General features: G+C 46.2%; 14 protein-coding genes. 1 reads left to right on the forward strand and 13 read right to left on the reverse strand.

Translation table 11 applies throughout. The annotated features are described in order from the left end of the window. Nucleotides 1-281 precede the first annotated feature (281 nt). The 7 genes from ACMHKJ_RS09185 to ACMHKJ_RS09215 form a co-directional block, all read right to left on the reverse strand. On the reverse strand, nt 282-3314 hold the full coding sequence (locus tag ACMHKJ_RS09185; protein WP_413493326.1) for an autotransporter family protein: 3033 nt from the start codon (nt 3312-3314) through the stop codon (nt 282-284). A gap of 361 nt (nt 3315-3675) precedes the next feature. Beyond that, complete coding sequence (gene umoC, locus ACMHKJ_RS09190) at nt 3676-4095, reverse strand: UmoC family flagellar biogenesis regulator (RefSeq protein ID WP_413493327.1); 420 nt, start codon at nt 4093-4095, stop codon at nt 3676-3678. Nucleotides 4096-4249: 154 nt separating this feature from the next. Beyond that, the gene (locus ACMHKJ_RS09195; protein ID WP_413493328.1) at nt 4250-7543 is read right to left on the reverse strand and encodes an autotransporter outer membrane beta-barrel domain-containing protein; all 3294 of its coding nucleotides are present in this window, start codon (nt 7541-7543) and stop codon (nt 4250-4252) included. Between the two features lie 477 nt (nt 7544-8020). After that, nucleotides 8021-8362 carry a YfiM family lipoprotein gene (locus tag ACMHKJ_RS09200; RefSeq protein ID WP_413493330.1) on the reverse strand — a complete coding sequence of 114 codons (342 nt, stop codon included), beginning with the start codon at nt 8360-8362 and terminating at the stop codon, nt 8021-8023. 58 nt (nt 8363-8420) lie between these two features. After that, nucleotides 8421-9779, reverse strand: coding sequence for a CDP-diacylglycerol--serine O-phosphatidyltransferase (gene pssA, locus ACMHKJ_RS09205; RefSeq protein WP_413493568.1), 1359 nt, complete (start codon nt 9777-9779; stop codon nt 8421-8423). Between the two features lie 368 nt (nt 9780-10147). Beyond that, nucleotides 10148-12796, reverse strand: a complete 2649-nt coding sequence (locus tag ACMHKJ_RS09210; protein ID WP_413493332.1) for a bifunctional acetate--CoA ligase family protein/GNAT family N-acetyltransferase — start codon at nt 12794-12796, stop codon at nt 10148-10150. Between the two features lie 36 nt (nt 12797-12832). Continuing rightward, nucleotides 12833-13537 carry a tRNA-uridine aminocarboxypropyltransferase gene (locus tag ACMHKJ_RS09215; protein WP_413493334.1) on the reverse strand — a complete coding sequence of 235 codons (705 nt, stop codon included), beginning with the start codon at nt 13535-13537 and terminating at the stop codon, nt 12833-12835. Nucleotides 13538-13718: 181 nt separating this feature from the next. Between ACMHKJ_RS09215 and ACMHKJ_RS09220 the strand changes: the two genes are divergently transcribed. Beyond that, nucleotides 13719-14789 (forward strand): tRNA/rRNA methyltransferase, encoded by a 1071-nt coding sequence (locus ACMHKJ_RS09220; protein WP_413493336.1) that lies wholly within the window; start codon nt 13719-13721, stop codon nt 14787-14789. Between the two features lie 44 nt (nt 14790-14833). On the opposite strand, the gene ACMHKJ_RS09225 is transcribed toward ACMHKJ_RS09220, so the two are convergent. From ACMHKJ_RS09225 to proX, 6 genes are all read right to left on the reverse strand, one after another. Beyond that, the gene (locus tag ACMHKJ_RS09225; RefSeq protein WP_413493338.1) at nt 14834-15310 is read right to left on the reverse strand and encodes a hypothetical protein; all 477 of its coding nucleotides are present in this window, start codon (nt 15308-15310) and stop codon (nt 14834-14836) included. Nucleotides 15311-16293: 983 nt separating this feature from the next. Next, on the reverse strand, nt 16294-17826 hold the full coding sequence (emrB, locus tag ACMHKJ_RS09230; RefSeq protein ID WP_413493340.1) for a multidrug efflux MFS transporter permease subunit EmrB: 1533 nt from the start codon (nt 17824-17826) through the stop codon (nt 16294-16296). Between the two features lie 12 nt (nt 17827-17838). Continuing rightward, nucleotides 17839-19017: a multidrug efflux MFS transporter periplasmic adaptor subunit EmrA gene (gene emrA, locus ACMHKJ_RS09235; protein WP_413493342.1), complete on the reverse strand. Its 1179-nt coding sequence runs from the start codon at nt 19015-19017 to the stop codon at nt 17839-17841. Nucleotides 19018-19287: 270 nt separating this feature from the next. Next, entirely contained in the window at nt 19288-19803 is a 516-nt protein-coding gene (gene mprA / locus ACMHKJ_RS09240) for a transcriptional repressor MprA (RefSeq protein ID WP_413493344.1), read from the reverse strand. Between the two features lie 475 nt (nt 19804-20278). Continuing rightward, nucleotides 20279-21514 (reverse strand): MFS transporter, encoded by a 1236-nt coding sequence (locus ACMHKJ_RS09245; protein ID WP_413493345.1) that lies wholly within the window; start codon nt 21512-21514, stop codon nt 20279-20281. Between the two features lie 229 nt (nt 21515-21743). Beyond that, nucleotides 21744-22742: a glycine betaine/L-proline ABC transporter substrate-binding protein ProX gene (gene proX / locus ACMHKJ_RS09250; RefSeq protein ID WP_413493346.1), complete on the reverse strand. Its 999-nt coding sequence runs from the start codon at nt 22740-22742 to the stop codon at nt 21744-21746. Nucleotides 22743-22816: the final 74 nt, after the last annotated feature.

Genomic DNA, 22816 nt, shown 5'->3' on the forward strand with positions numbered 1-22816 from the left:
TCCCCGGTTATCCTCCTCCTGACCTGATTCAGTAAATCCCGATACTTTTCATGAATGAAACAAGAGTTTCTGTTTGATGTCACTGGCAGTAAATTAAATATATGCGGGGTAATGATAGATCTAAGAATAGATAACTTATTGAATGAATAAGTATAATATTCATTTATTAATGTCCGGGGGATTGTATTTTAATGCGGATAAATATATGTATGTCTTTGTATGTATGAGCGGAGAAGATAAAAGAATATGGCACCGAAGTGCCATATCATTATGTAATTATATTACCATTTATAGGTGATCCCGAGCTGGCCACCGAGGTTACTGTAATCCATCTTTCCTTTTTCGCCCTGAATTTCAGCGCGGATTAAAATATTATCATTCATATTTGCCTGTAAACCTAAGCTCATCCCGACAGCCGATTTCGGCATTTTATCTTTAGCACGATCAGCGCCAAACTGTATTGTCTGACTGTCCGGATAGTGCAGATAATTCAGCTCTGTGAATGGACGGAATATCACACCGGATTCAGTTTTAATATCCCCCGCCAGACGCGCACCAATCCGGGTTGTAAACTGTGATTCATCATCCCAGACCACTTTATCCTTGTTCACGTTACGTGTGTAATCGCTGGTCGAGGATTTAGACCAGATAATCTGAGCTTGTGGTTGCACAGTCCAGCGAACATTCTCTGCCTCATAAATCGGCTGGCTGTAACCGGCTTCAACAGATAATGAGAGGTTGCCGGAATTGTATTTATCTTTGTCCTGACCGCTGCCGCTGACTTCGTTACGGCTCCATCCCTGAAGTAACCAGGTATCGACGTACGTACCGGCCGCACTTTGCGGATACTGCTGCCAGGTTGCATAAGTCCCTATATTATAACTGTTTACATCACCATTTCCGTTTCGTGTGGAGACGTTCCCTTTTGCGTCACGTGTACTGACTGTTATTTTATTGGAAGCCTTGCCGATGAGTGCCATTGCACCTAATGTGATGCGGCTGTTATTACTGAAGTTGTGGCGGTAAACATCACTGCCTAAATGCAGCACCTGTGTATTTGTTTTACGTTTGTCCCCGAATTCATCTTTAAACGAGCTGGTATCTGCAACAATCCGCGCCCAGCCTGCCGGTGTACCATCAGTATCATCTGCATTAAGACGGGAGCCGGCTCTGTCCTGCCACGTATGGCGTTGCATGTCCCGTGCCGCTTGTGCGTTGGCAAAATACATGCTGATTTCAGGTGGGCGTATTACTTTCGGCGGGAGAATCGGAGGTATAATTTCATCTTTCTTCTTGAGAGACGTCAGATACCAATTACTTTCATTTTTACTTATATCGGAACCACGGGTCAGTTTGTATTCATATGCACCCGATACAATAGTACCGTAGCCCTGACGATAGCCATCTGAGCCACCATCGATATGGAAAGCGTCTGTTGTGGTTGTTGCTTTCGGGCCGCCGTAACCGCTGTTGTCGGCGGCATCAACAATCAGTATTCCATTTTTTGTTAATGCTCCTTCGCCACCAGCTTTACGGAAACGCAGCCCTGTCTGACCAGTGGCAGATTCATTTACTAATACCTGATCAGATTTTGAATCATCACCGGCAAAAACCGTCCACAATTCAATCACCCCATTTTTTGAGGCAAGCGTATCAACTTCCAGCCGGTTAAATGTGTCATTAACGGGTTTCAGCATCCTGACCAGACTGTTATCGAGATGCAGTTCATTCATAGTGGAAAGTGCCCCGAATGACCAGATTGTGTTATTGGTTAGCGTAATATTCGAGTGACTGCTGCCCGGAAATCCACCCTGTGATTGTATCCGCCCGGATAATTGACTGTTATCGGCGGTGAAATTTACTTCCACATTCGGACCACCGCGCAGCAGCATGTTATCTGTGGCAAGGATAGAGTTTTTAATATTGATATTATTGGCGGGAGTATTTTCAATATTACCGATACTGATTATGTAGTCAGTGGCTTTGATGAGCGAATTATCAACATTCAGCGTGCCGGATAACATACCCACCGCAGAGGCGTTATTTCCGCTTATATCAAACTGGCTGTTTTTTAAATTAACGACTGTTTTTTTCTCATGTAACCGGATTCCTTCTCCTCCGGCTGAGTTGCTGGTTAATTTAACATTGTCAGCATTAACTTTTGCTCCGCTGTCAGCATAAATACCTATCATCCCGGATGGGGAATTATCAAGAGAGTCGTTAATTCTGACATTATTAAGCTCAGCAAGCGTCCCTTCTTCGCGCACGGCAACGGCGGCGAAACTAAATCCTGCACTGCCGTTGGGTCCGCCTTTTAAATTGATATCGACATCATTCGCTTCTATTATTCCGCCTTTGCGTGCCAGTAAGCCAAATCGGCTACTGTTACGGTTAATGATAGAATGGTTAAGCACTACTTTTGCGGGTTGTTTAGCGGAATCACCTGTGCCGATGGCTTCAACACCCGTTGATGACGAATTAATAATACTGTTTGATATTGTCAGTGTTGTATTTTCACCGGATGCTTCTATAGTCGGCTGATCAGTCTTTGTTGTGGTGATATTTAAAATATTAAAATTACCTTGCGCGCCTTTACCTATGACCAGAGCAAGATAGCGGCTGTCGATGGTTATATTTTTTCCGGTAACAGTTGTTTGTTTTGTTTTATCGGCACTGCTGTTTCCGATAATATCCAGACCAATACGTCCTTCTGTGCCCCCTACAGGGGTAGTGGTATAAAGATATTCTTTTAAGATATAATCGAAATCCTCGGGGGTATATTTTATAGTGATATCGGAAAGATCGACCTTACTTTGACCACCGGCAGAATTATCTATTACAATTGCGGTTTCCAGTGAAGAAATATGACTATCTTTTAGTGTGAGATTGCCGTTATTAACTTGTATACCATTCTGATTTGAATAAACACCTACACTATCAGCATTAAAATAAGGGTTGGCTGTACTATTTCCTGATCCTAATATAATTGAGGCTGTATCACTGTTGTTGGATGTGAATGCAAAAATGTTATTATACAGGATCTTATCTTCCCGGTTACCGTTATCACCAAGATCGATCCCGCCATTATCTGTAATAAATAATGCATAATTTTCATCAACAGCGGCTCGTTCATCATTGACAATCCACAGTTCAGTGCCTGAGGTAGTATTACTTACCTCAATGGGCATTCCGCTGAATACTTCATTAAATGAACCGAGCGGGCCGGTAATGCCGGAATATGCCTGGGTTGATATACCTAATCCAATAATGACGGATGCGGAAAGAAAACTGCGTTTTAGAATAAAGTTCTTCATACCGATATTCTCCAATATTTATGGCTGGCCATAAATCCATACAAGAAAGGTGGATAGAATTTAAAAAACACTAAAGGGATTATTAATTACATTTATAATGAGTTAGTTGCATACCATAAGGTAAATTCATTTAGCTGGATATACAGAATTCATATTTATTTTATCCGGGATATATTTAAAGATTGTGAAATAGAAATAAATATCAGGTAATGATTAATTGGATTTATTTTATTTCTAATGTGCTGTAATGAGATGATTAAATAAGTGAAAAAATAAGGGGTAGTACAGGGGGTTCGATAACTGTTACAGCAAATGATAAGAGTGAACAGAATAATGGTATCCGGTTCACTCAGTGTAAGGTTTATTCAGCCTGAAGTTGCTGAATACGCCATTCGGTCAGTTCAATCTGACATGCTTTCATAAAATCACCTGCACCACTGCCACCAAGCGCTGCATCATACCGGCGCTGACATTCTGTATCACGGAATGCGGTAAAGGCTGTTTGTGATGCATTCAGTGACTTAATCGCTTTTTTGCTTCCTGCTGATTTTAGTGATGCTAATTGGTTTTTTTCCTGCTTCACCACACTTTTCAATTGAATGTCAGCCGTATTGAATTTGGCCGTTAAGCAACCGGCAAGTTCTGTCACGGGGGCATCACCAATAGACTCATAGCACTGTTTCAGCGGGTTTGTTATTTTTTCACCGGCTACAGATGCGGCAGAAAACGTAAAACTTAAGCCGATGAAACCGGAGATAATAACGGCACGAAGGTATTTCATACGGATCCTTAATATAAGTGATGTAAAAAGACATTTTCAGCAGGAGAGTAGCATGTACAGCGTATTTAAATGTAAATGCTTACCTGAAACAGATGTTTTTCCTGTCCATAAAAAAAGCTGCCCGAAGGCAGCTTTCAGAGATAATCAGTTATCATCAGAAATTATAACGGACACCAATCTGACCATTAATTGGTGAATAAACTGCATCACCGGCAATGTGCTGTACTTCCATATACAGATTGACATTGTTATACAGCGCATTGAAGCCCAGCCCGAATTTGCCTGTGCTGCCGGATAAGTCCATATCGATAGTATTAAAGCGGTTGAATTCTACTTCATTACCGTTTTCATACTGATGGTTCCATGCCGCTTTCAGGTACGGAGAGAATTTCAGCCCGTTATTGAAGGCAAAATCTTTACCGACGTTAACCCCTAACTCACTGGTGAATGAACGCTGATTTTTGATTTCTGCATCCATCTCGTTGCTCAGGGTGATATTTTTGCTACCCATGGTGTTATAGGCTAACTGACCGTATGGCGTGATAAATGCCTGGTTACTGAAGCTGAAGGTATAGCCTGTTTCCAGCGCCATTCCCCAGACAGAGGTGGAGTAATTATCACTGCTCACGTCATAGCCGTTGGTGGATGTGGTATGCAGCTTGTTGTCGAAATGGTTATATTTCAGTAAACCGTCAGCATACCAGCCATTTGTATTCATATAAGTGGCGTAAGCACCGAAGGTATAGCTGTCTAAATCACTGGTACCTGCCCAATCATTTTTTACATTCCCTTTATCAAACCCGGTAAAGCCGCCCAGTACCAGTTTGCTGTCGCTGTTTAACGCTAACTGGTAATCTGCACCGAGTTCCAGGCCTGCATGGCTGAGTTTGTATTGGATCTGATCTTTATCGACTTTAGTATTGCTGCCGACACCCTGCATCCACAGACCGTTCTGAATAGCATCATTGGTGCGCAGCATTTGCAGACGGGCACGCATATGATCAACTTCGTTATTAAACATCAGTTGTGGTGCACCGGATAATGCAAGGACTGCACGCGCACTTGGTGTCAGACGATCTGTTGCGGTGAATGACCATGTGGTGTCATTGTGGTTGCCCTGACGGGTCTGAATATTATGAATGTAAGTCCCCGCATCCATCAGATCCAGAATTTTGCCGTCAGCATCTTTCATGCCAAAAACAGCATTACTGTCACCGGCTGAGTTATTTATATAGGCAAAGTCGGCAGACTGAGGACGCATCAGAACTGCTTCTTTACCGGTATCCCGCTCGATGATGGTGACATAATGCTGACCATATGCATTATCCATATTGATATAATCAGAATTACCATTGAGGATATTGCTGTTCATGGTGAAATTTAAGGTGGTATTGTCATACTGCGTCGGATCATTATTACTCAGAGTATTGATGTTCATCTGAGTGTGACCGGCAGGGTTTTTTGTATGGACAAACGCGACATCGCCTTTACCGTTTAAGGTGCCGACTGTCACAGCATCGTGCTCTTTTGTACCTTCAAAGATATCAATGGAGCTGTTGCCTTTGGTCTGGCTCAGTGCGAGATCTTCCACATACGCGCCATTGACGGTTGCCGCATACAGATCCAGGTTATTTTTGCCGTTAAACTGCGTTTTGCCGGTTGCTTTGCCGTTAACCTCAACAACCATATCAACACTGTCATTCAGGGTATTATTTTTAGCTTCACCGCCATTTTCAACGGTTAAATGTGAATTACCTGACAGGGTATTATCTGTTGCGAGCCCGCCATTTTTGATGACTTGCTTAACATTGGTCAGAATATTAGTGGTTGCTGTGCCATTGATGATTTGCTCACCCGGTTTAGCTGCATCAGTATTATTAATAGTGTTATTTTCTGCGAAACCATCAACATACTGATTACCATCAGTGATGTTATTTTTGACACTGGCAACGCCGTCTTTTGTCACTGTCTGATCAGTATTGGTCAGTGTGTTATTTTTAGCTGTACCACTGATTACCTGTTCACCGCGTTTAGTGGCACTGTTATCAATAGTGTTATTTTCAGCAAGACCTGCGACGTATTGATTACCATTGGTGATGTCATTTTTGACACCGGCAACGCCGGTTTTTGCCACTTTCTGGTCAGTATTGGTCAGTGTATTATTTTTCGCTGTACCAGTGATTACCTGCTCACCGCGTTTTACTGCACTGTTATCAATCGTATTATTTTCAGCAAGACCTTCGACGTATTGGTTACCATTGGTGATGTTATTATTAACCGCAGTTCCTTTAACATCCTGATAGCCATTTTTAATGATGTTATCTGTGGCTGTACCACCAATATCAATGTGCTGGTTTGAATCAGTCAGGTTATTGGTTGTTGCTGTGCCGCTGATATACTGATTTGAGCCACCACTCAATGTATTATTTTCTGCTGTACCGGCAACATATTGGCTGGATTTGTTTGTGAATGTATTACCTTTGGCAACACCACCGCTGTTTACATGTTGTTCTGCGTAATCAAATGTGGAGTCAATTGCCAGCCCGTTGTCACCAATGGTTTGTTTTGCCCGCTGGCCGGTTGCTTCGTCGCCGGTAAATACCGCATCAAGGGAGATAGCTTTGGCTCCGGATTTCCCTGCCAGAATTTGTTCACTGGCACCGTTGAATTTGGCATTCTGAGAAAGTGATTTTTCACCAACTACCTGTTTGGCTTGGTTGTTAAAGGTGTCACCGGTTGAAACCAGATATTCACCCCGATCAGCCGGGTCTAAACGGGCATCCTGAACGTCAGTTCCCTTAATTGTCAGTGTTGCTCCATTCGTATTATTTGTTTTTACATCACCGATATGAGAACCGTCCAGATACTGTTTGGACGCATCATTATACGTTCCGTTTGCAGTGCTGATAGTGACGTCATCTTTTCGGTTATTTTTATAGTTATTGCGGTGTAGCGGTAATGATGACTGAGGATTTGACGGATTCTCGTAGTCGGCACCGCGATAGTTATCGTAAGCATCACTTCCGGTAATAGTGACAATGGAGTCACCGCTGACAGTTAAATTATCAGCCTTACCATTGATACGAACGCTTGAATCGGTAATCGTTAAGTCTTTTACTTCGACAGGAGAGTAAAAATATTCATAATCATAGTTAACACCTACGGGGATATTATTACCTAAGTTATCTTTTCCATAAGTGGTATACAGATTACTTTCAGTTGCAGATTCTTTTCCGATAAACGTAGTCGTATTCGGACTGTTTTTTATTGAACCGGTATATTCAACTGTATTATTTTGTTGATTTGAACCCGTAAATTCAGTTTGAACAGTTCCTGTTCCGCCATTAACTTTATTACCAACAACATCAATGTTTGTTGCCGCCACAGCAGCAGATACAGAAAGGGCACTCACTACCAATATGGTAATTTGTGATAATTTGAATTTCATATTTTGACCTATATCCGGAATAGAATTAAAAAGAGAAAAAAGAAAATATAATGTTTATTATTATCAGGTTATTATGAGTTATTTACTACTCTCTAAATAAGTAAATTCCTATTGCAGGCAGGTAATGATATGAAAAACGTCCTTTTTTATTTTTAATTTAGGTGTTTGTAACTAGACATTTTATTTTCATTTAATAGAAGAAATCAAAAGGCATGTGTTTTATCTTTAACTGAAAATGAAAGTTGTATATTCATTATTATTTTATTTTTAAATGCTTATGGCTTATTTTATTTGTATTAGCGAGGGGGTTTATTGACTTTAAATATTTAAGGCTGATGCGGGTGTGTGTGTTTTTTATTTTTATTTTTATATTTAATTAGGTATTAATATGTAACAAAATAAGTTGATGTGAAAATATAATGTTCTTGCAATGATTCAGGCATCCCGGCTAAGTAACTATCCCCGTGCATCAGATTTTTATTTCAGCGATTGGTACAAACTGTAACCGGCAACGGCGCCGGCAACATCATACGCAAAATCTTTAACACTCCAGCCGGTGCCGGCAGGGCGGCTGTCATAAAATTCTTTCGCGGCACCCAATGCCACAGAGAACCCGATACCGAATTGCGCGCTTTGCCGGTGTGACCAATTCTGATGGTCACCATAAGCATTACCGGCGATGGCGGCTGCTGCGGAAAAGGCAAAATGCTGTGCTTTGTCCCGTCCGGTCCAGCTGTCATTTGCAAGATGCATGGTGCAACCACCTGAAAGCAATAAGATGGTAGTAAGAAGGATATGGGCAATATGTTTAAGCGGCATGATTAACTCCCTGTCAAATCCGCAAAAAAATCCCGGACAGTGCCGGGATTGGACGATATTATAAAATTCGGCTGATCAGGCGATCCAACCGGATGCGGCGCAGGCGCCGTAACAGTTTTTTGATCTTAACCGGATAGTCACTGATAATGTCCAGATCACGGAAGCTGTTGATAACCATCGTATTCGTACGGATATTAGTTAACTCTTCCTGACGCTGAGATTGCAGTTCCTGTTTAGGATCGTGAATCAAAATTGCATTTTCCAGATCCAATCCCCAGGCTCTCGGGTTCAGGTTGTTCCCGGTTATCAGCTGCCAGTTATTATCCACCCATATTCCTTTCAGGTGGTAAGTATTGTCGCTGTCTTTCCACAGGCGGACAGTCAACTGCTGACTGTCAATAAACCTTTGTAACCGCTGCATAAAGCGGCGAAGATTTATTTCATACAGGTAAGGCAGCCCGCCGATAATTTTAAACGGCTCTTCCGGCGGGATATAGAAATCGTTTGCCGTTTTATCACCGATAATAATTTCGACCTGTTTCCCGTCGCGAAGCAGGCGGCTGATAATACGTACCAGCGTTGACGGCAGATTAAAATAAGGTGTGCAGATAACCAGTTTTTCCTGTGTTACACACATCAGATGCTCAATGGTGTTATTGAGCATATTTTTCTTGCCCAGACCAATCAGTGGTGTAACAGCCAGTTGTTCAGCACCGGCAGCAGGTGCGGTAAGCCGGTATGCGGCATGGCGCAGTCCCATGCGGAATTCACGGATCTGATTTTTAATTTCCGGCGTCCGCACACGGGTTTCAGTATCCAGTTTTTGTACCGCAGCGTCAGAAAGCAGTGTTTCATCTATAAACTGCTTCATGGTGGCAGCCAGTGCCGGGTTACGCAGGAAGTGATAGCGGTCATAGCGGTATTTATCATGACGGTACAGATAAACGTCATTGATGCTGGCCCCGCTGTAGATGACGGTGTCATCAATAATAAAGCCTTTCAGATGCAGCACACCCAGGGCTTCGCGGGTATTGACCGGAACACCAAAAATCGGGACCGTGAGGTCAGGGTGCGTTTTTGCCAGTGAGTGATACCAGTCTGCATTAGTGGCATTTGCAGCCGCACCGATGCGCCCGCGCTGTGCGCGGTGCCAGTCAACAAACACCTTAATATCTAAGTCAGGATTCGCCTGTTTGGCAGCATAAAGTGCATCAAGAAAATCCCGGCCCGCATCATCATGTTCGACATATAACGCAGGGATATAGATGGATTTCTTTGCACCGGCGATTTCTTTTAACAGACGCCCTCTGAAGTCGCTCGTGTGAAACAGGGTTTCAACATCAGCCACTGACTGTGGCAACTTCGGCAGTAGTGCAAGCTGCTGTTGGTGTTTCGCGGATTTGAATTTTGACAACATCACAGTGCGAATAATCTCTTTAGTTATAGGCGGCGGTTATGAAATACTCTGCGCCGTGCCGGTAATGAAAAGATGAAAAGATCAGAGGATTATAACATCAGTTTGTCGGATTGTGCGCAGCAATTCACTTTCCGCTTAAGTGATACCTAAGTCTGTGCCGCATATCACGTTGTCCGGTTTTATACCCTTATACCCTTATTCATTCAAACTGCAGGTTCGTTGGCCGCACTCATCCAGCCGGGTCACATACTGATGTATGCTCCCCGTCTATCTTCCCTTGCCGACTGCCTGCATCCTGAATGACGTTGGGTATATTCATTCAGACTGCAGGTTCGTTGGCGGTAGTTTGAATGAATAAGGGTATAGAATCAGGTATTTTCGGACGTCAGATGCAAGGTCAGGTTAACTATCCCGTCTTCAAACTGTGTTTCCACATTAAATCCCAGTTTTTTTGCCAGTTGGATCATATTCCGGTTTTCCGGCATGGTGATGGCGGTCAGCTGTTGGATCCCGCGTGATTTTGTGTAGCTGAGCAGTTTACGCATCAACTGATACCCCAGGGTATTCCCTTTCAGATCAGAGCGCACCAGAACAGCAAATTCCGCTTCCCGGTTATCCGGGTCAGACATTGCACGGGCGACACCAATAATATCGCCGGTGGTATTAATCGCGACGAATGCCATCTCCCGGTCGTAGTCTATCTGGGTCATTTTTGCGAGGTCATCATGTGTGAACTCACTGATTTCACTGAAATAACGATAATAAAGATCTTCTTTGGTCACCCGGCTGATAAAGGCTTTCAGCAGGGGTTCATCTTCCGGCAGAATAGGGCGGACGAGCACGGCGGCACCATCTTTTAATTGCAGGCTCTCTTCCAGTGACGCCGGATAAGGGCGGATAGCTAACCGCTGCTCACCATCACCGGCAAACGGAGCTAATGTCATGGTGGCATCCAGTATGGTAAATTCCGGACCGGATGCCAGTAACGGATGAAGATCCAGTGCCGTTATCTGTGGGCAATCAATAATCAGATTAGAAACCTGAACCAGAACGCGGCTCAGCCCCGTGATATCCAACGGGCTGAGTGTACTGCCGCCTGCCAGTTTGCGGGTTTTGATTGCCTGAATAACCAGGTAGCGCGCCAGTGCCATATTCAGCGGCGGCAGTGCGGCAGCAGCAGGGGATTCATCACTCCACTCCCGGCTGGCATCACCCAACATGATCACCGGACCGAATACTGGATCCTGTACAACGGCTATCCGTAACTCTTGTGCTCCGGCACGGTTTGCCATGGATTGCACAATCAGCCCGCCTATCTGTGCATCGGGAAAATTTTGGCTGACGCGGTTCATTATTGCGGCAGCCGAGACTGCGACTTCCTGTTTATCGCGCAGGTAGAGCATAACGCCCTGAATTTCAGATTTATGAGCAATATCCGGCGAGCGCAGTTTCAGCGCGACAGGATAACCCAGAGTATCGGCAACGGTAACGGCATCCTCAGGTGAACGGGCAATCCGGGTCGGCAGAATATTCAGCCCGCAGGCTTTCAGCAGCGGCTCCACCTCATAAGTGTCCAGTACCGTATTCTGATGGCGCAGGGCGTTATCAATACAGAGATGTATCTGTTGGCGGTTAGTCATCAACCCCTCTGAGAGCGCGGGGGTTTCTGTTAACTGTTTCTGGTTGCGGCGGAACTCCACCATGTGCATAAAAGCTGTCACCGCACCTTCCGGCGTCCGGTAGGTCGGGATTCCTGCTTCGCTGAACAGACGGCGGGCATCTTGTGAGGAAAACTCACCGCACCAGTTAGTGAAAATTGTCAGCCAGCGGCTGCGCGGATGCTCACGGATGGCACTGATAATCCTGGCTGCCGTTTCCTGACCCGGCGCGGTTGCCGCCGGAGAATGGATTATCAGCAGAGCATCATGATCATGGCTGTCAAGCAAGGTGTTAAGTGTGGAGATGTAGCGATCAACCGTGGCATCATCACGCAGATCCAGCGGATTGTTTATCACGAAATCATCAGGCAGCACAGCAGTCAGCGCGCTGCGGGTTTCATCACTGAGCCCGGCAATTTTACCCTGACGGCGGAATAGCTCATCAAGTGCCATGGCAGCAGGTGCTGCGCCGTTACTTATCATTGCCAGGCGTTCACCGCGCAGCGGTTTCATAAAGGTGAGTGTTTCCACGGCTGAAAACATTTCGTGGGTATCCTGCACCCGTAGCAGTCCCGCCCGCTGGATAGCGGCATCATAAGCAATATCGAGACTTGGTGTTTCGCCTGTCAGCAACTGGGCGCGTTGTGTCCGTCCGCTTTTAACCACCAGAATCGGTTTATTGCGCGACGCACTGCGGGCGGCAGACATAAAGCGCCGGGCATCATGAATGTGTTCAAGATAAAGCAGGATCGCACTAGTTTTGCTGTCACGGGCCAGAAAATCAAGAATATCGTCGATGTCGATATCCGCACTGCTCCCGAGTGCAATAAAGTAAGAAAAGCCGATAGCCCGCTGCTGTGCCCAGTCCAGAATAGTGTTTGAGACAGCAGCAGATTGTGAAATAAAGGCGAGCTTTCCTTTCAGCACCGGAATGGGTGAAAAACTGGCATTCAGCCCCTGCCATGGTGCGAGGATACCCAGGCTGTTCGGTCCTAACAGACGGATATTATAATGCTGACAGGTCTGTTTCAGTTCCTCTGTCTGAGCGACGGGGGCCGAAAGAATAATCACGGTACGGCAACCCCGTTCACCTAAATCGCGGAGCAGGGCAATATTACGTTTGTAATGGGTACAGATGATGGCCAGATCCGGCACCAGAGGCAAATCAGCCACACAGGCATACGCGAGCACCCCCTGAACAGAACTGCGGGATGGAGTTACCGGCATGACCGGACCGGCAAAACCGCCTTTAAGCAGATTACTCATCATCCGGGAACCGGCACGGTGTGGTTTTTCAGACGCGCCGATAACGGCAATTGATTTAGGCCGGAGTAATGCCTCAAGGCTGCGCTGGCTCATGGTGTTTCCCTCAGTCAGGTTCCCGTGAGCTTTAATTTAGCCTAAAAGTTGTTCCTGCGCTGCAATTTGTGCCACCGGAAGATGTGACTTGCCCTTCAAATACTGATACCGGAAGTAGATAAAGTGATCCAGCAACTGTTTTCCGGCAGCCGTGTCGTCCGCCATCATTAATGCTGCTGCCGCCACTTCGGCAGTACAGTGCTGATCTTCCCGCGCCGCGACCCGCAGCAGATAATCCTTTTGCGCAATATCATTGATCGACAACAGCGGGATATCATTGAGATACGGGCTTTTGCGGAACATTTTACGCGCTTCGGGCCAGGTACCATCAAGCAGAATAAACAGAGGTGGTTTGGTATTTTCCGGCACATCTGTGAATACCCTGCGCGGTGGTGTGGCATACGCCTGCGGGAAAATCAGGTACGGCTGACGGGACGGGTCACGCAGAAGTGTCAGCAGAGACTCATCGGGATCGGTTCGTGACCACATAAAGGCTTGTGTGTCAGGCAATATATCGGCAATAAGTTTTCCGGTATTGCTGGGTTTGAGCGGCTCGGTATCATACATCAGCAGACAGAACTGACTGCGTGCCGGCTGTATTTTTATGGTGTCACACAAACAATTTTTTTCCGGTAACAGGCAATCATTACAACGTGTTACACGGCATCCCCGGGCGCGGAACGGGCGGGTGGATTGCATCAGGCGGCGCTGACGTAACTGGTGAACTGAATTGGTCTTCATCTTTATCGGCTGGTCTTCACAAAAAACAGTATGCATTGTACTGTTATCGCTGCACAATAGCATGATTTTTCGCGGAGGTGCCTGAGTTCAGCGCCTCCGGCGGGGGCGGCCGGTTATGATAACTGGTAAGTCCGGCTGACATCGGGTAATCTTCGCCCCCGGAATGGCGTGGGAGAGAGACATGAACGATTCTTATAGTGGTAAAAACGGCAAAGTTAAAGTGATGTATGTCCGCAGTGAGGACAAACCGGATAGTCAGAAAAAATCTGACGGACGTGGCGGCAGAGGATCTGACCGTGGCGATCGTAATAACCGGGGTCAGCGCAATGACCGTAATGATCGCGGTGACCGCAATGATCGTGGTGATCGCAGAGGGCAGAGTGCCTATTCTGAAGATGAACGCTCACCATGGAAAACGGTTTCCCGTCAGCCTAAAGAGGGTGAAGAGGGACTGGTTCCGGATCACGGTGGTATCAGTGGTAAAAGCCAGATAGACCCGGCTCAGCTGCGTCGCCAGCGTCAGGAAGAAACCCGGATCTACGGTGAAAATGCTTGTCAGGCTATGTTCCGCAGCCGCCCTGAGCGCATTGTCCGAGCCTGGTTTGAGCAATCCGTTACGCCGCGTTTTCGCGATGCACTGATATGGATGGCAGCAAACCGCAAAGCCTATCATGTGGTTGAAGAAGATGAACTGGCGAAAGCATCCGGTACAGAACATCACGGCGGCGTTTGCTTCCTGATTAAAAAACGCAGCGGTGTGAGCGCAGAAACTTATCTGCAAACCGCCGGTGAACAGGATTGCGTGCTGGCACTGGAAAATGTTGCTAATCCGCATAACCTCGGCGGGATCATGCGCAGCTGTGCGCATTTCGGTGTTAACGGCGTGATTTTACAGGACTCGTCATTGCTGGAGTCCGGTGCGGCTGTCCGTACTGCTGAAGGCGGCGCTGAACATCTGGTCGGGATTGATGCTGATGGTTTAACCGGCACATTGGATACTTTCCGCAAGCAGGGTTACGCCATCATTACCACCTCCAGCCATAAAGGCAGCACTGATCTGGCGAAAGCCGACCTGCCTGCAAAAATGGTACTGGTTCTGGGCGAAGAGAGTGACGGCCTGAGCGATTCCGTCTGGGAAGGCGGTGATATGCGTCTGTCCGTCGGCGGTACAGGTAATGTGGAAAGCCTGAACGTCTCTGTTGCGACCGGTATTATTCTGGCGCGCTGGTGGCAGCAAAATAAAGTCTGTTAATGTCATATTACGGACTATCAGCCCGGTCATTATGACCGGGTTTTTTAATTGATTAAATGCACGGTAAGCAGATTTTTAACCGCACCTGAATCCAGCGCCTTATGATACGTATATGAATTTTCAGAATAAATATCAAGAGGACGCCATTTTCTGATTCGCCCGTCATCCAGCGTGATTTTTCCTGCCATCAAAATTCGGTGTTGACGATCAATTAATCGTTCAAATACCTTTTCCGGAATGTAATGTTGCAGGTTATTGGTCGGTAACGACGGCAGTATACAATTTACCATTTCCGGCTTTTTATTATGAATATAAAAATACACTTCACCTGTAACGCACAGGTAAATATCACGTGTTTTGTTATGACGAAAATAGTAGTGGTCATCGATTTTAGTCAGATGATAATCTGTTAATGCATTATCACGCAGCTTAGCATGTCCTCCCGGCAGATAATTATGAATATCCCATTTAGGAATATTAACTCGGTTTATTAGTCTATCTAGCAATTCAGATATGGACACCCTTGCTGCCTATTCCTTAAAATTTTAATGGCGTACTTTACATTTATTTCATTATTACACTATATAATAAATCGTTTGTTTATTTATAAAAAACAAAAAAACCATGCCAAAGCATGGTGCAAATTTGCAATAAAAATAAAATAGGTATGGCAGGCAGTTATTAATACATCTACATCATGACGTTCTCCTTAACGAATTAAATACAGTGGTAATAAACGGTTAATGGATGGTGATTTTAATATGGACATATGGAACTCATTCTGTGAACTATATTTGTCGGATAAATACCAATGGGTCATTCGTCCATGACAAAAATATGCAGCACCCGCCAGCAGGATATCATTTTCGGATTCTATCCGTGATAACTGAGTGCGCAGGCTCAGGTCTGTTTCTGTGATATATTGACCATCGGTCTGAGCCGGCAGCATGCGGTTCATCACGCTCTGATGACGATGGCTGATATAAAAACAGATAACGCCGTTTAAAGCCGGATAATGAATGCTAGTGCTGATATTAATAATGTAATAACGATTACCCTGACGGTTTAATATAAAATAACCAGTTTCACTGATTGTTGTTTCTTTGTTTTTTACTGTTGACAGTAATGTGAGTAATTTATTTTCTGAATCTGATAATATATTTTGGTTTTCTGTTGGCATTATCATAAACATCCTTGTTTATATCTGTTTTCTGTCCGTGAAAAAAGAATAGCAGGATGATCGTTTTAGGTGCAAGTAAATAATGTGCTAATAAAATATTGTTTCCTTTTTATTTAATTAGTTATATTCTGAATTTATTGCTTGTTTTTATTTCCTTTCTGAATATAAAAAGGCACCGAAGTGCCTTATTTATACCCTTATTCATTCAAACTGCAGGTTCGTTGGCTGCGCTCAGCCCGCCGGGTCACATACTAATGTATGCTCCCCGGCAGCCGGAGCTTGCCGCCTGCCTGCATCTTGAATGACGCTGGGTATATATACTTGCTAATGCGCACCACCGCCACCGCCACCCGCGGTAAAAGGCGGTCTGGCGAACCAGACCAGCAGTGTCAGTACCAGGAATACCCCTGCGGATAACCAAAAGATCTCATTAGCCGATATTATCAGCGCCTGATCGGTGATGATTTTTGCGATATACGCTGATGATTGCTGCTGTGTCATCCCCATTTCGCCCAGTGTGTGGTACATCTGTTGCGAATTAGGGTTAAACGGGTTGATGTGTTCCGCAAAATTGGCGTGATGCATGGATTCCCGCTGAGTCCACATGGTGGTGGTTATCGAGGTTCCGATAGCCCCGGCCAGTGTTCTCAGGAAGTTAGACAAACTGGATGCCGATGCCATTTTCTCCGGCGGCAGACCGGAGAGTGTAATGGTGGTCAGCGGCATAAAGAAACAGGCAATTGCCAGCCCCTGGAAAAACTGTGGCCAGGCGGCGGTGGCAAAGTCCATTCCCGGCTCAAATGTATATGCCCGCCAGTAGTAGCAGACGGTATACATAATGAAGCTGAATGTCACAATGATCCGATAATCAATTTTATGGGCATATTTGCCAATAATCGGTGTTATCAGCAGTGGCAGTATCCCGATGGGTGCGGAAGCCAGCCCGGCCTGGGTCGCGGTGTAACCGAAGACTCCCTGTAACAGCTGCGGTAACAGGACAATTGTCCCGAAATAGAGCATATAGGCAAGGCTCAGGCTGAGACAGCCGATGGTAAAGTTCCGGCTCTTAAACAGTGACAAATCCACGACCGGGTGGTCATCAGTCAGCTCCCAGACAATCAGGAAGATGATGGCGATAACGGCAATAACCGTAAGGACTATTATCTCTGTAGAGTTAAACCAATCCAGCTCTTTGCCCTGGTCGAGCATAATTTGCAGGCAGCCGATACCAAGAACCAGCAAAATCAGCCCGACGGTGTCAATCGGACGGATTTCTGTTTTTGTTTCGCGGCCTTTCAGTGTTTTTGCTGTCAGCATCATTATCGCAATACCAAAGGGTACGTTGATAAAGAAAATCCAGCCCCAGTGATAGTTATCACTGATATAACCGCCGAGAATAGGTCCGCAGATAGGGGCGACAACAATCGTCATCGACCAGAGCGCCAGTGCCATTGCGCGTTTTGCAGGGGGATAGTTATTCAGCAGCAGGCTTTGCGATAACGGAATAAGGGGACCGGCAACCAATCCCTGGATAATCCGGAAAAAAATCAGCATGCCTAAGCTGTTGGAGATACCACACAACCAGGACGAAATGGCGAACAGGGCGGTAGACCACATAAACAGTCTTACTTCCCCGAACCGTTTTGCCAGCCAGCCGGTGATCGGGATAGAAATGGCGTTTGCGACACCAAAGGAGGTAATCACCCAGATGCCCTGTGAGTTTGATGAACCCAGGTTACCGGAAATGGTCGGGATTGCCACATTGGCAATGGTGGAGTCGAGTACCTGCATAAAGGTTGCCAGCGACAGGGCAATCGTCATCCAGGCCAGTTTTGCTCCGCTCAGTGGCGCTTGCATAGCCCTGACTCCTTACTGACCGGCATTGTGTTTAATAATGTCAGCGATTATCTGATCCGCAGGCTGCATATCAATGCTCAGTGCATTGGTATGATACGCCGGTGTTGTGCGTACATTTTGTGACAGCACCGGACCTTGCGTATTTTGTGTGTCGACAGTCACCTCACCGGAAAGTCCGATACGCAGCGGGTATTGCTCCAGTTCTGCCGGGTCCAGTGAAATACGGACAGGCAGACGCTGAACCACTTTTATCCAGTTACCGCTGGCATTTTGTGCGGGGAGCAGTGAAAAGGCGCTGCCGGTTCCCATGTCCAGTCCGGTAACGGTGCCGTGAAAGACAATGTCATCACCGTAGAAATCGGTTATTACCTTAACGGGTTGCCCGATACGCATGGCGCTGAGCTGTGTTTCTTTGAAATTGGCATCAATCCACATTCCTTTTGCCGGGACGACGGCCATCAGCGGAGTGGATGGGCTGATTTGCGCCCCGACCTGCACACTGCGGCGGGAAACATAGCCATCTACCGGGCTGCGGATATCGGTTCGTGCCAGTGCCAGCCAGGCATTGCGTACTTCTGTGGCAGCTTGTTTTACTGCCGGTTGTTCATTCAGTGGTGTATCCAGAATAAATGCTTTGTTGGCATTAAACAGTTCAGTGGCGACATCCAGCTGTGCTTTGGCGCTGATAACGGCTTCACGGGCGTGTTGCAACTCTTCTTTGCCGATCACGTTCTGCGCCCCGAGGACTTCACGGCGCTTCAGATCGTTTTGTAAGCGGGAGAGTTCTGAGCGGCGCACTTCAATCCCGGCCTGTAGCTGGCGGCTGTTAACCATCTGCTGGCGGGTCTGGCGGACACTGTTTGCCAGACCAATCTGTGCTTTATCCAGTGCCAGTTCTGCATCCCGCTTATCCAGCTGAACCAGCAGTGATCCTGCGGTGACATAGTCTGTATTATCAGCACTCACGGTGGTGACACTGCCGGAAACCTGAGACATAACAATCACCTGATTACCGGTGATATAAGCATTATCCGTAGATTCGTGGTGACGGAGTACTGTAAACCAATATGCAGTATATGCCGCACCAAGCAGGATGAAGAGTAACGTCAGTAACATCAGGGTATTACGGCGTTGTCGTTTTTTGTTACGGACCAGGGGTTTTGTAGCCTGAGTTTCCTCACTGACACTCATCAGTTTTCTCCGGATATGTTTCTTTTTTTAAGGTGTTTTTTATGGCATTTCAGGTAACTGATCCGGCAATTGAGCCGGTAACAGGAACAGGCTTGCGGTTGTCGTAACTGTTGTATACGACAACCGCAAGCCCTGATGGCAGTACATCAATTGATGTCAGGAAATGTCAGCCTGTGAAGAATAAAGGATCCGGGCCAACAGGAAAGGTTTTTTTGCGCATCCGTGTTGAGAAAAGCTCGTATTCATTAACCTTAAACAATAAAAGGTTATTTAGTTATCGTTCTTATCCAGCTGGATGAGTAATTTGCGCATCAGTTTCTCCAGGCTTTTTTGCTCATCTTCTTCCAGAGCTGACCAGATATGGCGCAGTGCATCATGCTGAGGCGGCAGCAGACTGTGCAGAAAATCGGTTCCTTTATCTGTCAGATGCAGATGCAGGCAACGGCGGTCATTGTGGCTCTCTTTGCGCTCAATCCAGCCGTTTTTTTCCAGTTCATCCGCAATGCGGGTTGCATTTGTGCGGGAAGAGCCGAGTGCGGCACTCAGTTCGGATGGCTGAATACTGTGTGATTCTTTAGTATCAAGGATCATCAGTGCCATAAATAATGTTTCGTTTATGCCCTGAGATTTCAGCATACTGTTACGCTTTTCTAATAATTTGCTCTGAACGTGCATTGAGAGCCGGGTCAGTAAAATTTCCTGATACGGTAAGTCTGCACCCAGGCTTTTTTGCTGTGATATACGGCTGTTGAGCAACTCTTCTGTCGGTGTAAATGAACTTTCCATTATTGAGATACCTTATTAGTTTCTGTTGGTACGATAACTTAGCTATCACCCGGCTGAATGGTCAGCTAAAAGATTAATTTAACAATTATAGCAGGTTAATATCACGATGTTTCGTTTGATAATGATAACTGATTCATAAATTTTGTGAATGTTAATTATAAAAAATACGTATTTTTTAGCAAATCACTTACATTGTTGCTACAGAGTGATTGATCTCAATTATGCGTAATTTCCGCGACATAAATGGCGTCAATTTTTATTAGCGACCTATTGCATTGAATAAGATGTAATGGGTCACATTGCCGTTATGGTAGTGATTATTGCTGTGGTATCTATTTTACGTGGTCGAAAATTATTTTCTTTGATTAACTGTGTTATTTGTAACTTTTTATGAAGGGATAATCTACAGACGGTAGATTATTATTCGAGATTCGTTCAATTTTTGAGTGAAAAAAAACACCCGAAGGTGTTTTTTTTAGAGGGAAGTGTTGTCAGATGCGTGTTGCCTGCATGTCGTATCGGTTATCTGAGGAACATCATGTTTTTTCCCGGCGAGCCAGACAACCAGTCCTGTCACACTTAGCGCACCGCCGCTGTAACAGACACCCATCCAGCCGTAGTGGCTGTAAGCATAGCCTGACAGCAATGAACCGAGTGCGCCGCCTAAAAAATAACAGGTCATATAACCGGCGGTCAGGCGGCTGCGTACCTCCGGCATCATTCGGTAGAGGGTACTCTGGTTGGTGACATGGATTGCCTGTACGGCGAGATCAAGAATAACCACACCGGCAATAAATGCCGCGACCGAATATCCGGCAAAGGCAATCGGGATCCACGAGAGCAGAAGCAGCAGCAAACCCGCGCTGGTGGTCTGACGACCTTTTCCTTTATCCACAAAGCGTCCTGCCTGTCCTGCCATCAGTGCGCCTGCCGCACCCGCCAGACCGAACAGACCAATGGTACTTTCTGAGTAATTAAACGGGTCTGATGACAGCAGAAATGCCATTGAGGTCCAGAGCAGACCAAATGACGCAAATGCGATTGCCCCGAGCGCTGCACGAACCCGCAATACAGGTGTGCGGACAAACAGCACAACAATGGATACCAGCAGTTGTCTGTATTTCAGATCAGACACCTGTTTGTATTGCGGAAGACGGAACCAGAGGGTAAGCGCCAGCAGGACGAGCAGCCCGGATGCGACCCAATAAATCGTCCGCCAGCCACCGAATTCAGCCAGAGCACCGGCAACGGTCCGTGCCAGCAGGATCCCGAGCAGCAGCCCGCTCATAATAATCCCGACTGCTTTACCGCGGTGCTGCGGTTTTGCCAGGGTCGCGGCAAGCGGGATAAGCACTTGTGCCACAACAGAGAACATTCCGGCGAGTGCCGTTCCCAGCAGTAATTGCCAGAGTGTCTGTGACAGTGCCGAGATAAGCAGCCCGATTGCTGAAAGTAGTGTCATGGTGACTACCAGGTTGCGACGCTCAAATTTGTCGCCGAGCGGAACAATAAACATCAGACCGGCGGCATAACTGAGCTGTGCTGCGGTGACAATAAAGCCCGCCATACCGGCAGTGACGCCGAATTGCGTGGCGATAGTATCGAGTAACGGCTGTGAATAGTAATTGCTTGCCACTAATAAACCGGTGGCAATTGCCATCAGGCAGATAAGTCCCGGGGTCAGGACGGCATCAGGTGTCTTTTTTTTCATTATGTCCGGATTTTCAGATGTGCGGATTACAGTGATAAGGGCATATACCCAACGTCATTAAAGATGCAGCCAACGAACCTGCAGTTTGAATGAATAAGGTTATTACGGGGCGCTACTATATAGAAACCCACCGGGAAGGGGTATTCATTTTGTGAGTTAAATCACATTTAATTGAGCAAAAAAACGGCCATGCAGAGCATGACCGTTTTTTGATTCTATAGAGAATGGTTTATTTTTCAGCTGCCTGACGCGCACGGTTAATCCATCCGTCAAATGTGGACTGATTCGCTTTAATCCAGGCATTGGCATGGCGCTCAATATCAGCCTGTGAATTTTGTCCGTCATGCATACGCAGGTTCTGGGCATTGATCGCCGCCACCGGCAGTTTCATGATGGCAAACAGCTCAGCCGCTGCCGGGTTTTTCTCAGCCCAGGCTTTGTTTGCTGTAATATGCATGGTGCTTGGCGGGAAACCGTAGTTTTTACCGTTTGGTAATTTTGTCTCGATTTTCTCACCGTCCGGCATAGAGGAGAACGGCACCTGCAACCAGACCACATCGCGACCCGGTTTAAGTTCGTCACTTATCCAGTACGGGGTCCAGGTGTAATACAGGATAGGTTTTCCTTCTTTATAACGCGTGATGGTGTCAGCCATCATTGCGGCATAGTTACCCTGATTATGTTCAACCGTATTATTCAGTTTGTATGCTTTCAGATGATTGTTAATGGCGGCCTCGCAGCCCCAGCCCGGATTACAGCCGGTCAGGTCAGCTTTGCCGTTGCCGTTGGTATCAAACAGTTTGGCGATTGCCGAGTCTTTCAACTGCTCAATATTGGTAATGTTATATTTTTCAGCGGTTTTCTTATCAATAAGATACCCCTGAGCGGCATTCACGACATAATCCCCTTTGCGGTAAAATTTGTCGTCGCCACCGGCGGCTTTGTACTGTGAATTATGCAGCGGCACCCAGCTTACTGCCATAAATGTGGCATCGCCGTTGGCAATAGAGGCATACGCCACATTGTAATCCACTTCCTGAATCGGCTGTACATCATAGCCGAGCTCTTCCAGGGCTTTATTGACGATAAGGGTCTGAAATGTCTCTTCAGTAATGGTGCTTTGTACAGGCAGCACTTTGATCCCTTTGCCGGGCAGCGCTGTATCCGCAAGCGCCTGAGTACCAATGAGTGCCGATAAGGCGATTGCCATAATTGCTGTCTTACGCATCGTTTTCCCTCTTGTTGTGCCTGCCGCAGACCGGGGTGATGTGCAGCAGGGTGATAATTCGCCGGGAGCCGGGC

Source organism: Morganella psychrotolerans (genome assembly GCF_965118875.1).
GTDB classification, from domain to species: Bacteria; Pseudomonadota; Gammaproteobacteria; order Enterobacterales; family Enterobacteriaceae; genus Morganella; species Morganella psychrotolerans_C.